Source organism: Plantibacter sp. MDV22-iso1, from assembly GCF_058408345.1.
The window spans coordinates 1-15,352 of record NZ_JBZVDY010000005.1 but is presented as its reverse complement, the minus strand read 5'-3'; the positions used below and the strand labels follow the sequence as shown (position 1 = coordinate 15,352).

Sequence of the window (15,352 nt, the reverse complement as noted above, 5' to 3'; positions counted from 1 at the left end):
TGAGTCGAGAGTTTGGAACAGACGTGAAAGCCAGCCCAGCAGACCAGAAGACGTTGCTCACCCTGCAGAGCATCGACACCGGCGTGCAGCGCACCGCCCACCGCGCGGCGAACCTCCCCGAGGCCGCGCGCATCGCGCAGCTCCAGGCCGAGATCGAGACCGTCCGCCTCCGTCGCCTGGAGCGGGTCGGCGTCCGCGACGACGCACAGACCGAGCTCGGGCGCATCGAGTCCGACGTCGCCGTCGTCGCGGCCCGCATGAAGCGCGACGCCGACCGTCTCCAGTCGTCGACCTCCGTCAAGGACGTCGAAGCGCTGCAGAGCGAGATCGCCTCGTTGCAGAACCGGCAGAACAACCTCGAAGAGATCCAGCTGAACGTCATGGAGCGGGTCGAAGCCGCGGAGGACGCCGTCGCCCAGGTCGACGCCGAGCGCGCGGGACTCCAGGAACTCCTCGACGAGGTCGTCGCCAAGCGCGACGCAGAACTCGTCGAGCTCGAGGCCGAACGGGCACGACTCACCGCCGACCGCGAGTCACTCGCACCCGGCATCCCCGCCGACCTCCTGGCCCTCTACGACCAGCGCCGCGCCCGCGGCGGCATCGGTGCAGCACTGTTCCGCGCCGGCACCTGCGGCGCATGCAAGATGTCGCTCACCGGCAACGACCTCCAGGCCGTCCGCGCCGCGCCGTCCGAAGAGGTCGTGCAGTGCCCCGAGTGCGCCGCGATCGTCGTCCGGACGGACGAGTCAGGCCTCATCTGAGTCGGACGCGGGCTGCACGACACCGGCGGTCCGCGGCCGCTGTCACGGGCCGGTAGACTCGTCTCCGTGAACGGGCCGGCTAGACGGTCGCGTCACCGAGACCTCCGGGTGTCGGTGCCGAGGAACGTCCGGGCTCCACAGAGCAGGGCGGTGGGTAACACCCACCCGGGGTGACCCGCGAGACAGTGCCACAGAGAACAGACCGCCGTGGGCGACCACGGTCAGGGTGAAACGGTGGGGTAAGAGCCCACCAGCGACCGGGGTGACCCGGTCGGCTCGGTAAACCTCGTCCGGAGCAAGGTCAACAGGGAACGCTGAGGCTGCTCGCCAAGTTCCCGGGTAGACCGCTAGAGGGCGGCGGCAACGTCGTCCCGAGAGAGATGGCCGTCCAAACGCGAGAGCGTGGGACAGAACCCGGCGTACCGGTCGACCCGTTCACACCCCAGCACGGCCGCGACTGCGTCGAGCCGTACTGCGACACCCGCGCAAGCGTGGGACGGAACCCGGCGTACCGGTCGACCCGTTGACACTCAACGCCGGGCGCCGCGACGGAATCGCCAGAGCGCGCCCGCAGCGCTCAGGCGATGCGTTCGGCGGGGCCGGCGGCGAGAGCGGCTGCGCCGAGGATGCCCGCGTTGTTGCGGTGCACGGCAGGGATGATCGGGGTGTCGAGCTTCAGCAGCGGCAGGAAGTGGTCCGCGTGCTTGGACACGCCGCCGCCCACCACGAACTGATCTGGTGAGAAGAGGAACTCGAGGCGCTCGTAGTACTTCTGGAGGCGCTTGGCCCACTTCTCCCAGCTCAGGTCCTCGCGCTCCTTGACCGCGTAGGACGCCCGCGTCTCGGCGTCCTTGCCGTCGATCTCCAGGTGTCCGAGTTCCGCGTTCGGGATCAACGTGCGGTTGTAGATGAGCGCCGTGCCGATGCCGGTGCCGAGCGTCGTCAGGATCGTGAGGCCGCTGGCGCCCTTGGCCGCGCCGAACTCGGTCTCGGCGTACCCGGCCGCGTCGGCGTCGTTCACGAAGGTGATCTCACGCCCGAGGCCCTGCTCGAACAGCTGCTCGGCTTCGAGGCCGATCCAGGCGTCGGAGACGTTCGCCGCGGACATCGTCCGGCCGTTGCGGACGATCGCGGGGAAGCAGACGCCGAGCGGGAGTCCGTCCGAGGCCGGGGAGAGCTGCTCGAGCACCTGGCGCACCGTCACGACGATGTCCTTCGGCTCGCCACCCTTCGGCGTGGGGATCTTCACCCGATCGGTGAGGAGGGCACCGGTCGTGAGGTCGACGACCGCACCTTTGATGCCGGTCCCTCCGATATCGATGCCGACGGCGGACCGGGGAGCTGCGTTCGTCATGCGTCCAGCCTAGAGCGCCGCGGGCGCTGCGTCGGTGTCGATCGGGCTCGGAAGCGTGAGGATCTCGGCCCCGCGTTCGGTGACGACGAGCGTGTGCTCGAACTGTGCGGTGAGTGACCGGTCGCGCGTCGTTACCGTCCAGTCGTCCTCCCACTGCTCCCAGTCCTGGGAACCGATCGTGAGCATCGGCTCGATCGTGAACACCATGCCCGGCTCCATCACCGTGTCGTACAGCGGCGCGGCGTCGTAGTGGGGGACGATCAACCCGGAGTGGAAGGACCGGCCGACGCCGTGGCCCGTGAAGTCGCGGACGACGCCGTACCCGAACCGCTTCGCGTAGGACTCGATCGCACGACCGATGACGTTGATCTGCCGACCTGGGGCGACGGCCTTGATGCCTCGGTTGAGGGCTTCCCGGGTGCGCTCGACGAGGAGCCGTGTGTCGTCGGCGACGTCGCCGACGAGGAAGGTCACGTTGCTGTCGCCGTGCACGCCGTCGAGGTAGGCGGTGATGTCGATGTTCACGAGGTCGCCCTCGCGCAAGGCGGTGTCGTCGGGGATGCCGTGGCAGACGACCTCGTTGACCGAGCTGCAGATCGACTTGGGGTAGCCGCGGTACCCGAGCGTCGACGGATAGGCGCCCGCACCGATGACGAACGCGTGTCCGATGGCGTCCAGTTCATCGGTGGTCACCCCGGGACGGACCGCCGCACCGACGGCCTGGATCGCATCGGCGGCGATGGTCCCGGCGACCCGGATGCGTTCGATCTCCTCAGCCGAATACAGGTCGCCCCGGGTGTCGGTGGCCGGTGCGGCGCGGCCGACGTACTCGGGGCGGACGATCGTCTCCGGCACCGATCGGGGGCGGCCGACGCGACCGGGGACCAGGTGACCTGCGGTGTCGAAAGGCATAGGATCAAGCCTAACCGAGCAGGGGAGACGCGCCGTGGCGAAGGAACCATCCGAGCAGTACTGGTACAACACGAAGACCGGCCAGGTCGAGTTCGGCTTCGAGTCGAGTGTCGTGGACCGCGTCGGTCCCTTCGAGACGGCTGCGGAGGCCTCGCACGCACTCGAGCGACTCCGCGCCAACAGCGCGAAGTGGGACGCCGACGAGGCTGCCGAGGAGTGAGCCACCCGGGTCGCGTCGCGAGCGGATTGCGGGTCTGCCCTCTTCCGCAGGCGTGGTGCGATCCGCCAGGATGGGCCGAGCGATGAAGCTCGAGCGGGGGGAACATGCACAGGATCGACCGTCCGCGGAGTCGACCGATCGCCGTCGGACGAGGTGCCGTCGCGGCCCTCACCCTCGGACTCCTGCTGATGCCGACATCGCCGGCCGCTGCAGCGCCGATGGTCGCCACCGAGGTCACCGCAGCCGAGTGCGTCACAACGGTCCCCGGTGGTTCCCGCTGCGGTGTGTTGACGGTGCCTCTGTCGCGCACGGTGCCGGACTCGGCGGAGGCGACCCTGCCGTACGTGCTCGTACCGGCCGCCCTCGAGACCGGACGACCGCCGCTCGTCTACCTCGCCGGTGGGTCGGCGCTCTCGTCGCTCGACATCCAGCGGCTCGCGGTCGAGGACGGGCTGGCCGCTGACCGCGACGTGGTGTTCGTCGAACGCCGGGGCGGTCTCGACGCCACACCGTCGCTCGACTGCGCGCCGGCGAACGCAGCCATCCGCGCTTCGCTCGGGGCTCATGGGGACCGTGCAGCCCGCGTCGCCGCGGTCGACGCGGCCTTCGCGTCCTGCACCGCGTCCTGGCAGGAGGACGGCGTCGTGCCGAGCGACTTCGGCGTCGCCCCCGCGGCTGCGGACCTCCGCGACCTGCGGCAGCAGCTGGGCTACGCGCGTTGGACCATCCTGGCCGTGGGCACGTCGGCCGGCGTGGCCCTCGCGGCCCCCGACGTCGATCCGGGTGGTGTCGACGGCGTCGTCCTCGACGGCCCCGACCTGGGTGCACCCGGGATCGTCTCCGCAGGCGGTGTGGCGGCCGCCCTGGCCGTCGTCCGTGCGCGCGTCGAGCCGCAGGGCACCGTCCCGTCCGTGCCGGCGGCACCACAGGCCGCCGCCGCTGAGGAACCGGAGTCCGCGACCCCGGACACCGCGCCGAGCGAGCCGACACGTTCCGCCGGGATCCTCACCGCCGCCACCGATGCGCTCGTCGCCGCACCGCACCGCACCTCCGGCGCGCACGCGATCACCCTCGGTGGCGACGCGCTCTTGGCGATCGCCTCACACGCGTTGTCCGAACCCATCGCCCAGGCGGCACTCCCGGTGCTCCTGAGCTCGATCGCGGACGGCGACAGCACGGTGCTGGATCCCGTGGCGAACGATGCGATCGCCCGGCTGGGCGACTCCGGCGGCATCCTCGACCGCGTGCTCGGGTGTTCGACGACCGGCTGGCCCGGGGCCGCCGAACGCTCGGACGCGGAGGTCACCACGACGACGCTGCTGGAGGACGTCGCGGCCGCTGCCTGCTCCTCGTTCGCCGTGGGTGCGACGCCGCCGCCGGGCGCGATCGGGACGTCGGTCTTCGTGCTCGGCGCCCCGGAACAGGCAGCCGCCCTCGCCGGCCCCGTCGCCGGCGGCACGGCGGACGCGCTCGTGGCGGTCTTCCCCGGGTCGGGAGCCGTCCCATCGGCCAGCAGTGCGTGCGCACGGGTCGCGATGCGTGCGTGGCTCAGCGATCCGGCGAGCTATCGGGCGGCGCTCTGCGACGCCGACGACGCGGCCGTCGCCGTCGTCGATCGAGCCGATGTCGCGGCGAGCCCGCGATGGGCCCAGCAGACCTCGTCGGACGCCGGTGGCGGGTGGTCGCTGCTGGTGCTGCCCATCCTGTTCGGGCTCGTGGCCATCGGATGGTCCGTGGCGTGGGGCTACCGGTTGATCACCCAGGCGCTTCGGCGCCAGCCGGTGCAAGACGGTCTCCTGCTGGGGATCGCTCCGGTGTTCGGAGCGACCTGGGCGATCGGCGGAGCCGTCGTGCTCGTCCGTGCGGCCACCTCGAGTCCGGCGATCGCTCTCGTCGGGGTGCCCGCCGCCTTGCCGTGGCTCTCCATCGCCCTCCTCGTGAGTTGCCTCGGGCTGGTGCCCGTCTGGCAAGGGGCCCACCGTGGATCACGACTACGGATCGCCGCACTCTCGCTGCTGTGGGCGGCGACGGCCGGCTGGACCGCACTCTTCGTCCTCGCCTGGTGGTGAGCCGTGGATCGCCCACGCCCGGCGCGCGCTGATGAGCGGGAACGGGGACGGAGCCAGTAGCCTAGACATGGGCCGCCGGCCGAAGGAAGAGGGGCAGATGGATAAGCAGCGCGACTTCGTTCTCCGCACGATCGAGGAGCGGGGCGTCAAGTTCGTCCGGCTGTGGTTCACCGATGTCGTCGGGACCCTGAAGTCCGTCGCGATCGCCCCGGCCGAAGTGGAAGGCGCGTTCTCCGAGGGCCTCGGCTTCGACGGATCGGCGATCGAGGGGCTCAGCCGCTCCTACGAGTCGGACCTCCTGGCCCACCCCGATCCGACGACCTTCCAGATCCTGCCGTGGCGCGGCGAGATCGACCCGACGGCGCGCATGTTCTGCGACATCACGACGCCCGACGGCCAGCCCGCCGTCGCCGACCCGCGGAACGTCTTGAAGCGCACCCTGGCGAAGGCCGCAGACATGGGGTTCACGTTCTACACGCACCCCGAGATCGAGTTCTACCTGCTGAAGTCCTCGCAGTACGGCGTCGACGGACCGGAACCGGTCGACTCCGCGGGCTACTTCGACAACGTGCCCGGTGGCACCGCTCATGACTTCCGTCGACGTTCCGTCCGGATGCTCGAAGACCTCGGGATCTCCGTCGAGTTCAGCCACCACGAGGCGGGCCCCGGCCAGAACGAGATCGACCTGCGATACGCCGACGCCCTGACGACGGCCGACAACATCATGACCTTCCGCACCGTCGTGAAGGAGGTGGCGATCGAGCAGGGCGTCTACGCGACGTTCATGCCGAAGCCGCTCGTCCACCAGCCCGGCAGCGGCATGCACACGCACATGTCGTTGTTCGAGGGTGACTCGAACGCCTTCTACGAGGCGGGTGCGCAGTACCAGCTCTCGAAGACGGGCCGGCAGTTCATCGCCGGACTCCTGACGCACGCTCCGGAGATCACCGCGGTGACGAACCAGTTCGTGAACTCCTACAAGCGACTCTGGGGTGGCGTCGGGCCGAACAAGCTGTCCGAGGCTCCGAGCTTCGTCTGCTGGGGCCACAACAACCGCTCGGCACTCGTGCGCGTGCCGCTCTACAAGCCCAACAAGGGTCAGAGCGCTCGGGTCGAGTACCGCGCCATCGACTCCGCGGCCAACCCGTACCTCGCCTTCTCGCTCATGCTCGCCGCTGGGCTGAAGGGCATCGAGGAGGGCTACGAGCTCCCGCCGGAGGCCGAGGACAACGTCTGGACGCTCTCCGACACCGAGCGTCGGGCGCTGGGATACAACGCGCTGCCCGCCAGCCTGGATCGCGCCGTCAGCCTCATGGAGGGTTCCGAACTCGTGGCGGAGACGCTCGGGGAGCAGGTGTTCAACTACGTCCTGCTGAACAAGCGACAGGAATGGCACGAGTACCGTGCCCAGGTGACCCCCTTCGAGTTGTCCAGCAACCTGGAGATGCTCTAGACGAGGGGACCGGTCGGTCGTATGGTCCGCGAGAACATCTCCCTGAGCACGCTCGCCCGACTCGGGTTCACCGGTCTGGGTGAGGCCCGTGACCGACTGGACGAGCTCGCGGAGCTCGTCCGACTCGACCCGGCGTCGCTGTCTCCGTCCTTCGCCGTCGCGGCCGACCCCGACGCCGCGCTGGTCGGTGTGCTGATGGTCGGTCGGAAGTCACCCGACGAGCTCTCAGCTCTTCTGGCGGATCAGGCCTCGGCCGAGCGGCTGTTCCGGCTGTTCGGCGCCTCGCAGGGGTTCATCGACTTCTTCCTCCGCCACCCCGACCAGCTGTCGGTGTTCGAGTTGCCCGTCACCCGCGTCCCGACGCTGCAGGAGGCGCGCGACGAGCTGCTCGCGAGCGTCGGTGCCGAGGACGGCTTCGCCGCGATGGTCGAGGAGCCGGCCTGGGACGCGATCCGCGTGGTCTACCGACGACTGCTCGCCGAGGTCGCCCTCTTCGACCTCTGCGCCCCGGATCCGATCGTGGTGCTCGACCGGGTGGCCAGTGCCCTCTCCGACCTCGCTGCCGGTGCGTTGGAGGCCTCCATCGCCGTCGCACGCACGCAGACGAGCGGCCCGAGGGGTCCCGGCGTGTACCCGCGCGAGGAGGTCGCGGCCACCCGCTTCGCCATCATCGGCATGGGCAAGGCGGGCGCACGGGAGCTGAACTACGTCTCCGACGTCGACGTCATCTTCGTCGGTGAGGGTTCGGGCGACGGTGAGGACGGGCTCGACAACGGGCGTGCCGTCGAGATCGCCACCCGGCTCGCGGTCCTCACCATGCGCGGTCTCGGACAGGCGGGTCTCGAACCGAGCCTGTGGGAGGTCGATCCGAACCTCCGCCCGGAGGGGAAGGCCGGCGCCCTCGTCCGCACGCTCGAGTCGCATCTCGTGTACTACGACCGCTGGGCGAAGAGCTGGGAGTTCCAGGCGCTCCTCAAGGCTCGGGCCCTCGCCGGCGATCCCGAGCTCGGCGCCCGCTACATCGAGGCGGTGCAGCCGAAGGTGTGGGGGAGTGCGTCCCGAGAGGGCTTCGTCGAGTCGGTCCAGCGCATGCGCGAACGGGTCACCGAACACATCCCGGCGGAGGACGTCCACTACCAACTGAAGCTCGGCCCGGGCGGGCTCCGCGACATCGAGTTCACGGTGCAACTGCTCCAGCTCGTCCACGGACAGCTCGACGACTCCGTGCATCAACGCGGCACCCTCGCCGCCCTCGACGGCCTCGCGACCGCCGGGTACATCGGTCGCGCCGAGGCGCAGGAGTTCGCTCACGACTACCGTCTGCTGCGCGTGCTCGAACACCGCCTGCAGCTGACGCGACTGCAGCGCACGCACATGATGCCGCGCGACGAGCCGTCCCTCCGATCCCTTGCCCGGTCGAGCACGCTCGCGACGACCGCACAGGCCCTCGTCACGCGATGGGAGACCACGAAGCACGGTGTCCGGCAGCTGCACGAGCGGTTGTTCTACCGGCCGCTGCTCTCGGCGGTCGCGGCCTTGCCCGAGAGCGGTCTGAGTCTGACGAGCGGTCAGGCGGAGGCGCGACTCGCGGCGATCGGCTTCGTCGACCCCCGCGGCGCGCTCGCCCACATCGGGGCGCTCACCGCCGGCGTGTCCCGGCGCGCCAACATCCAGCGGCATCTGCTCCCCGTCATGCTCGGCTGGTTCGCGGACGGCGCCGATCCCGACTACGGATTGCTCGCGTTCCGTCGGCTCAGCGAGTCCCTCGGCGAGTCGCACTGGTTCCTGCGGATGCTCCGCGACTCCTCAGGCGCGGCCGAGCGGCTCACGCGGGTCCTCTCGGGGTCCCGGTTCATCGGCGAGCTCATGGACCGCATCCCCGAGTCGGCCGCTTGGCTCGCCGGAGACGAGGACCTCCTCCCGCGATCGTCGACCGCGCTCGGCGAGGAGATCGCCGCCATCCTCAGACGACATGACTCACCGGACACCGCAGCCGCCGCCATCCGCGCGGTACGGCGACGCGAAGTCCTCCGGCTGGCGATGTCGTCGACCGTCGGCATGCTGGACGTGCAGGGCCTCGCTGCAGGACTGACGGACGTGTCGACGGCGACGCTCGCAGGGCTCCTCGGCGCCGTCAGACGCATCGGCGGCCTCGGCGCGGACATCGAGTTCGCCGTCATCGCCATGGGCCGCTACGGCGGAGCTGAGCTCGGACTCGGTTCGGACCTCGACGTCCTCTACGTGTTCCGGCCGAAGGACGGGGTCGACACCCAGGATGCACAGCGCCAGGCCGGAGCGATCGCCGCAGAGCTCAAGCGTCTGAGCGAGGACGCCCGGCTCCCGCTCGACCTCGACCTCGACCTCCGTCCCGAGGGGAAGAACGGTCCGCTCGTGCGCTCCCTCGACTCCTACCGGAACTACTACGCGCGCTGGTCCCTCACCTGGGAGGCGCAGGCGCTGCTCCGCGCCGCCGGGGTCGTGGGCGACACCGAGCTCATCGAGGCGTTCACCGAGGTGGCGGACACGGTCCGTTACCCAGCCGCGATCAGCGAGCAGTCCGTCCGCGAGGTCAAGCGGATCAAGGCACGCGTCGAGAACGAGCGGCTGCCGCAGGGCGCCGACCCGACGAGACACCTGAAGCTCGGGCGCGGCTCGCTCAGCGACGTCGAGTGGTTCGTGCAGCTCCTCCAGCTCGAGCACGGTGCGGCGGTGCCACCGTTGCGCACCACCTCGACGCTCCGAGCGCTCGACGCGGCGGTGGAGGCGGATCTCGTCGATGGGGAGTCCGCCGAACGACTCCGCGAGGCCTGGATCCTCGCCTCGCGAATCCGCTCGGCCATGACGCTGTGGTTGAACAAGACGCAGGACGTGCTGCCGAGCGACCGCCAACAGCTCGAAGGTGTGGCACGACTCTTGGAGTATCCGACCGGATCGGCGAGCCTCCTGGAACAGGACTACCTCGCGGCCACCCGGCGAGCCCGGACGGTCTTCGAGCACGGCTTCTACGGCATCTGAGCCGATCGCCTCGACCACACGGAACCGCCCGCCATCCGAGAGGATGACGGGCGGTTCGCGATACAGCAGGGGTCGTCAGACGCCGTAGTACAGCTCGAACTCGAACGGGTGCGGGCGCTGGGCCAGCGGCTTGATCTCGTTCTCGCGCTTGTACTGGATCCAGGTCTCGATGAGTTCCGGCGTGAAGACGTTGCCGGCGAGGAGGAACTCGTGGTCCGCCTCGAGTGCCTCGAGCGCCGCGCCGAGCGATGCGGGCACCTGCGGGATGTTCTTGGCCTCCTCGGGGGGAAGCTCGTAGAGGTCCTTGTCGACGGGCTCGTGCGGCTCGATGCGGTTCTTGATGCCGTCGAGGCCCGCCATCAGCTGAGCGGCGAACGCGAGGTACGGGTTGCCGGACGCGTCGGGCGCGCGGAACTCGATGCGCTTGGCCTTCGGGTTCGTGCCCGTGATCGGGATACGGATCGACGCCGAGCGGTTACCGGCCGAGTAGACCAGGTTGACGGGAGCCTCGAAGCCGGGGACCAGGCGGTGGTAGGAGTTCACCGTCGGGTTCGTGAACGCCAGGACGGCCGGGGCGTGCTTCAGCAGGCCGCCGATGTACCAGCGGGCGAGGTCGGAGAGGCCGCCGTAGCCGTTCTCGTCGTAGAAGAGCGGCTTGCCGTCGCTCCACAGCGACTGGTGCGTGTGCATGCCCGAGCCGTTGTCGCCGAAGAGCGGCTTCGGCATGAAGGTCGCGGTCTTGCCCCACAGCTCGGCCGTGTTCTTCACGATGTACTTGAACTTGAGGATGTCGTCCGCCGCGGCGACCATGGTGTCGAAGCGGTAGTTGATCTCAGCCTGGCCGCCGGTGCCCACCTCGTGGTGCGCACGCTCGAGGATGAGGCCGGCGTCGATCAGCTTGAGGCTGATGTCGTCGCGGAGGTCTGCCTGCTTGTCGACGGGGCTGACGGGGAAGTAGCCACCCTTGTACGGGGTCTTGTTGCCGAGGTTGCCGCCCTCTTCGGCGCGGCCGGTGTTCCAGGCTCCCTCTTCGGAGTCCACCGAGTAGAAGCTCGAGTGCTGGTTCACCTCGTAGCGGACGTCGTCGAAGATGTAGAACTCGGCCTCGGGGGCGAAGAACGCGGTGTCGGCGATGCCGGTCGAGGCGAGGTACTTCTCAGCCTTCTTGGCGACCTGACGCGGGTCCTTGGAGTAGATCTCGCCGTTGCGGGGGTTGTAGATGTCGAACACCATGATGAGCGTGCGCTCGGCACGGAAGGCGTCGATGTAAGCGGTGGAGACATCCGGGATGAGCTGCATGTCCGACTCGTGGATGTTGGCGAAGCCACGGATGGACGAACCATCGAAGAGCTGGCCGACGGTGAAGAACTCCTCGTCGACGGTGCTGGCCGGGATGTTGAAGTGCTGCTGCACGCCGGGAAGGTCCGTGAAGCGGATGTCGAGGAACTTGACATCGGTGTCCTTGATGAACTTGAGCACTTCGGAAGAATCACTGAACATGTGAATGGCTCCAAATGGGGTTGGTACAGGGAGGCTGCACAGCGCAGCCATCTGTGAGACTACGGGGAGGGGGTTACCCCACCATGACACCCATGTTTCGTGGATGTTACGAGAATCCCCGCCCGAATAGAATGGCACAGTGCCCCACACCCCGCAGAATCCACGGACCTTCGGAGAGCTTCCTCCCAGCGCCTTCCCCGGTGAACGCCTGGGACTCCCGGAGAGCGGTGTCCGATCGGTCGCGCGGGTCGGTCGGCGGATCACCGCGCTCGTCATCGACTGGGCCGTGGCGGTCGTCCTCTCGGTCGCGTTCTTCGCCTACGACGCCACCGCGACACTCGTGATTTTCGCCATCATGCAGTTCGTGTTCATCCCGACCATCGGCGGCAGTCTCGGCCATCGCCTCTGCGGGATGCGTCTGATGCCGTTGACCGGCGGGTGGGTCGGGCTCTGGCGGCCGGCCGTGCGAACCGTGCTCCTCTGCGTGGTCGTTCCGGCGCTCGTCTGGGATTCGGACCAGCGTGGCTTCCACGACAAAGTGGCCGGCACGGTGCTCCTGCGGGTGCGCTGAACGCAGCCGGAACCGCGAACGGCCGCCCTCCGTCAGGAGGGCGGCCGTCGTTCCGACACCGCGAAGTGTTCCGAGCGGTGCCGGTGGGTCAGCGCGCGCGCTGCGGGCGGACCCGCATCGGGTCGACACCCTTCGGGATGGGGAGCTGCGTACCGAAGGAGGACAGACGGTTGCTGACCGCGAGCACCTCGGGGTTGGTCAAGGACTTCTTCACCTTCCGGAGGGCGCCGGAGAGCTGACGGAGCTGCACCGAGTCGGCGTCGGGCCCGACGTGGAACACCGTGATCGGCACGTTCGGGAGGATGCGGGTGACCTTGCGCTTCTCGTCCTCGAGCAGGCGTGAGGTCCGCGATCGGGGTCCTTCGGCGATCAGTGCGACGCCACCGCGGCCGACGGCCCGGTAGATCGCGTCCTGGGTCTTCGGGTTCACGGCGACGGGCATCTCGCTGGTCTGCCACGAGCGCGGAGCAGCGCGGAGCACCTGGCCCACCGCGCCCGGCCGACCCTCGATCTGCGTGTAGACGACCTTGTCCGCGCGCCGGGTGAGGATGAACAGGGCCGCGAGGATACCGGCGAGCACACCCGCGATGATCCACATGACGAGCGCGAAGATGTTGCCCGCCGAGAACAGCAGTGCGACCGCGACACCGATGAGCACCGGCAGGATGAAGCCGCCGAGCATCAACCACTGCGCCGCCTTGTCGTGGCGACGGGTGAGCTGGAACACCTGCCAGAGCTGCTTGATCCGCCCTGGTTCCTTCTGCGCCGCCGGGGGCGCGTCCTTCTGAGCCATGCTCCCAGGATAGCCGGTGACGGAGGGTCCTGATGCTGCGTTCTGCTCCACAGGCCGGTGACGCGGGGACCTTGTCCACAGCCGCGTGCGCCGACGCCGTCGGACGGGACTCCGCGTCGGAGGATCGAGCTATGGAAACACTGCCAGACCCGTCCGCGACCACGACCCGAGTGGCCGGCCGTCGTCTCGTCCGGTGCCTGGGTGAGGGCCGGGAGTGGACGGCCTACTCGACGGTGCTCGCCCACGCCGGCTCCGCGCACGGAGGGCGTACCGACCAGGCCTCCCCGGCGGGCGACGCCGTGCTGCTCCGAGCGAGGGCCGACGCCGCCGAACGCGACCTCTGGCGTCGCGCGGCCATCCTGTCCCGACTAGACCACCCGCACATCGTGAGACTCGTCGACGTCGCCGAGGATCCCACCGGCCTCCCGTGCCTGCTGGTCGAGCGGCTCGCTGGCGGCACGTTGGGAGAACTGCTGCGCCGCCGGGAGTCGATCGCTCCCGGTGAGGCCGTCACGATCCTGGCACCGCTGGTCGACGCCATCCGCGCGGCGCACCTCTCCGGGATCAGTCACGGGTCGATCAGCGCTTCGGCCGTGCGCTTCGCCGACGATGGCCGACCGGTCCTCTCCGGGTGGTCGAGCGCAGCTCCCGTGGACCAACAGAGCATCGATGGTGGGCTCGGACGCACCGCGCCGGCGTTCGCCGCCGATTGGACGGCGTTCGCAGGGCTCATGGACGGTGTCCTGCAGGCGACCGACCCCGATGAAGCCCCCACGACCGTGGCCTGGGCCGACGTCGTGGATGAACTCGCCGACCACGAGATCGCCAATCGACTGCAACAGCGGATCCACGCCCTGGCACGACCGCTCCCGGTCCTGCTCGACCGGGTCGATTCGTCGTCCGCATCGCCTGCCGATGTCATCCGTGCTTCCGCCGATCGCGCGCAGCGGGCCGCTCCGCTCCCGCCGACCCGACGAGCCGCGGTCGAATCGAGGCGTCTGTCGCGGCATCCTGTGTCGCGGCTGCGCCGCCGTCTGGCTTGGCGACCCGGGCGAGGTACCCGGGCCGCGGCCACCGGCTCGACGCTGTCCGTCGACACCGGCCCGAGACGTCGTCGACTCATGATCGGAGCGGCAGGCGCGGCAGCGGCACTGGTGTCGGCGGCGATGGTGTTCCTGCCGTCCGAAGACCCGAGCACCGCGATCGCACCGACGCCGGCCGGTCCGGGCGGCCCGGCGTCCGCGGCGGTCACGACGGTCGCGCCACCGGTGGAGACACCGACGTCAGCGGCGGACGAAGCCGGCGACGTCGACGTGGTCACCGGTGACGATCCGGCGGCCGCGGCCCGCGAGCTCGTCCGTCGACGTGATGAGTGCCGCACGACGGGGGAGGAGGGGTGCGTCTGGGGCTCCGTCGAACGCGGGTCCCCGTTCGACGACGACGAGCACCTCGGTGTCGGGATCGGCTCGATCGATGCGGCGAGTCTGGACCTCGTCGACCGTCAGGGCGACGCGGCGGTCCTTCGCGGCACGGCCGAGCCGTCCGAGACGAACGACGCCACCGCAGGACGACGACAGCCCGTCACGCTCCTCGTGGTGAGGGGCGAGACGGGCTGGCGTCTGCGAGAGGTATTCACCGCCGGGTGAGGCGGTGGACACGGTGCGGTCGGTTCGGGATCAGATCCCGAGCGAGCCGCGGAAGTCGCCTGCTTCGAGGCGGTTCTTCACCTGGACGAGGAAGCGTGCAGCGTCCGCGCCGTCGATGATGCGGTGGTCGTAGCTCAGCGCGAGGTAGACCGTCGAACGGATCGCGATCGCGTCTGCACCGTCGACCGTCACGACGACCGGCTTCTTCGTGACGATACCCGTACCGAGGATCGCCGACTGCGGCAGGAACACGATCGGGGTGTCGAACAGTGCGCCGCGCGAACCGGTGTTGGTCAGCGTGAACGTGCCGCCCGAGAGCTCATCGGGCTGCAGCTTGTTGTCGCGGGTGCGCTGCGCGAGGTCGGCGATCTCGGCGCCGAGCTCGGCGATCGACTTGGAGCCCGAGTTGCGGATGACCGGCGTCAGCAGGCCACGCTCGGTGTCCACGGCGATCGCGAGGTTCTCCGTCTCCGGGTACACGATCTGGTCGCCGTCGACGGTGGCGTTGATGATCGGGTACGTCTGGAGCGCCTCGCTGGCAGCAAGGGCGAAGAACGGCAGGAACGACAGCTTGTTGCCGGTCTTGGCGAGGAACTCGTCCTTGACGGCCGTGCGGAGTGCCGCGACCTTCGTGACGTCGACCTCGACGACGCTCGTCAGCTGGGCGGTGCCCTGCATCGAAGCGACGGCGCGCTCGGCGACGACCTTGCGCAGACGCGACATGGCCTTGCTCGTGCCACGCAGCTCGGAGACCTGGACGGTCGGAGCAGCGGGCGACTCCGTGGCGCCATCGGCGCTCTGAGCCTGCAGGACGTCTTCCTTGCGGATACGTCCGCCGACACCGGTGCCGGTGACCGTGCTGAGGTCGACCCCGTGCTGGTTGGCGAGACGACGCACCAGCGGCGTGACGTAGCCGGAGTTGACGACCCCGCCGGCGGCGGGCGTCGAAGCGGCGGCAGGTGCCGGAGCAGCGGGAGCAGCAGGTGCCGGAGCAGTAGCAGGTGCCGGTGCAGCAGCGGGAGCCGGTGCAGCAGCAGGCGCAGCGGCGGGAGCCGGTG

At 69.6% G+C, this 15,352-nt stretch carries 12 protein-coding genes and 1 other RNA gene; 8 read left to right on the top strand and 5 right to left on the bottom strand.

The window, feature by feature from the left end; genetic code table 11:
- Positions 1-23: 23 nt before the first annotated feature.
- Positions 24-761, top strand: coding sequence for a zinc ribbon domain-containing protein (locus AC4PMY_RS18800; protein WP_064293761.1), 738 nt, complete (start codon positions 24-26; stop codon positions 759-761).
- Positions 762-832: 71 nt separating this feature from the next.
- Positions 833-1,199: RNase P RNA component class A (gene rnpB / locus AC4PMY_RS18795), an RNA gene on the top strand.
- A 139-nt stretch (positions 1,200-1,338) separates the two neighbouring features.
- Here the strand turns inward: rnpB and ppgK are convergent.
- Both ppgK and map read right to left on the bottom strand, forming a co-directional pair.
- The gene (gene ppgK / locus AC4PMY_RS18790) at positions 1,339-2,115 is read right to left on the bottom strand and encodes a polyphosphate--glucose phosphotransferase (protein ID WP_121290762.1); all 777 of its coding nucleotides are present in this window, start codon (positions 2,113-2,115) and stop codon (positions 1,339-1,341) included.
- Between the two features lie 9 nt (positions 2,116-2,124).
- On the bottom strand, positions 2,125-3,027 hold the full coding sequence (gene map / locus AC4PMY_RS18785) for a type I methionyl aminopeptidase (protein WP_491623383.1): 903 nt from the start codon (positions 3,025-3,027) through the stop codon (positions 2,125-2,127).
- 34 nt (positions 3,028-3,061) lie between these two features.
- Here map and AC4PMY_RS18780 point away from each other — a divergent pair, with 34 nt between their 5' ends.
- The 4 genes from AC4PMY_RS18780 (at position 3,062) to AC4PMY_RS18765 (ending at position 9,784) form a co-directional block, all read left to right on the top strand.
- Complete coding sequence (locus AC4PMY_RS18780) at positions 3,062-3,247, top strand: hypothetical protein (protein WP_071260048.1); 186 nt, start codon at positions 3,062-3,064, stop codon at positions 3,245-3,247.
- 104 nt (positions 3,248-3,351) lie between these two features.
- A complete protein-coding gene (locus AC4PMY_RS18775; protein ID WP_491623382.1) occupies positions 3,352-5,316 on the top strand; it encodes a hypothetical protein in 1,965 nt (654 codons plus the stop codon).
- A 97-nt stretch (positions 5,317-5,413) separates the two neighbouring features.
- Positions 5,414-6,769 carry a glutamine synthetase family protein gene (locus AC4PMY_RS18770; protein WP_064293766.1) on the top strand — a complete coding sequence of 452 codons (1,356 nt, stop codon included), beginning with the start codon at positions 5,414-5,416 and terminating at the stop codon, positions 6,767-6,769.
- Between the two features lie 21 nt (positions 6,770-6,790).
- Positions 6,791-9,784 carry a bifunctional [glutamine synthetase] adenylyltransferase/[glutamine synthetase]-adenylyl-L-tyrosine phosphorylase gene (locus tag AC4PMY_RS18765; RefSeq protein WP_491623381.1) on the top strand — a complete coding sequence of 998 codons (2,994 nt, stop codon included), beginning with the start codon at positions 6,791-6,793 and terminating at the stop codon, positions 9,782-9,784.
- 75 nt (positions 9,785-9,859) lie between these two features.
- On the opposite strand, the gene glnA is transcribed toward AC4PMY_RS18765, so the two are convergent.
- Positions 9,860-11,284 carry a type I glutamate--ammonia ligase gene (glnA, locus tag AC4PMY_RS18760; protein WP_056005986.1) on the bottom strand — a complete coding sequence of 475 codons (1,425 nt, stop codon included), beginning with the start codon at positions 11,282-11,284 and terminating at the stop codon, positions 9,860-9,862.
- Between the two features lie 139 nt (positions 11,285-11,423).
- On the opposite strand from glnA, the gene AC4PMY_RS18755 reads away from it, so the two are divergent.
- Positions 11,424-11,855, top strand: a complete 432-nt coding sequence (locus AC4PMY_RS18755) for an RDD family protein (protein WP_064293768.1) — start codon at positions 11,424-11,426, stop codon at positions 11,853-11,855.
- Between the two features lie 88 nt (positions 11,856-11,943).
- On the opposite strand, the gene AC4PMY_RS18750 is transcribed toward AC4PMY_RS18755, so the two are convergent.
- On the bottom strand, positions 11,944-12,648 hold the full coding sequence (locus AC4PMY_RS18750; RefSeq protein ID WP_071260054.1) for a DUF4191 domain-containing protein: 705 nt from the start codon (positions 12,646-12,648) through the stop codon (positions 11,944-11,946).
- A gap of 131 nt (positions 12,649-12,779) precedes the next feature.
- Here AC4PMY_RS18750 and AC4PMY_RS18745 point away from each other — a divergent pair, with 131 nt between their 5' ends.
- Entirely contained in the window at positions 12,780-14,294 is a 1,515-nt protein-coding gene (locus AC4PMY_RS18745; protein ID WP_491623380.1) for a protein kinase domain-containing protein, read from the top strand.
- A gap of 30 nt (positions 14,295-14,324) precedes the next feature.
- On the opposite strand, the gene AC4PMY_RS18740 is transcribed toward AC4PMY_RS18745, so the two are convergent.
- Positions 14,325-15,352, bottom strand: a 1,028-nt coding sequence (locus AC4PMY_RS18740) for a 2-oxo acid dehydrogenase subunit E2 (protein ID WP_491623379.1), incomplete at its 5' end; no start/stop codon positions are given.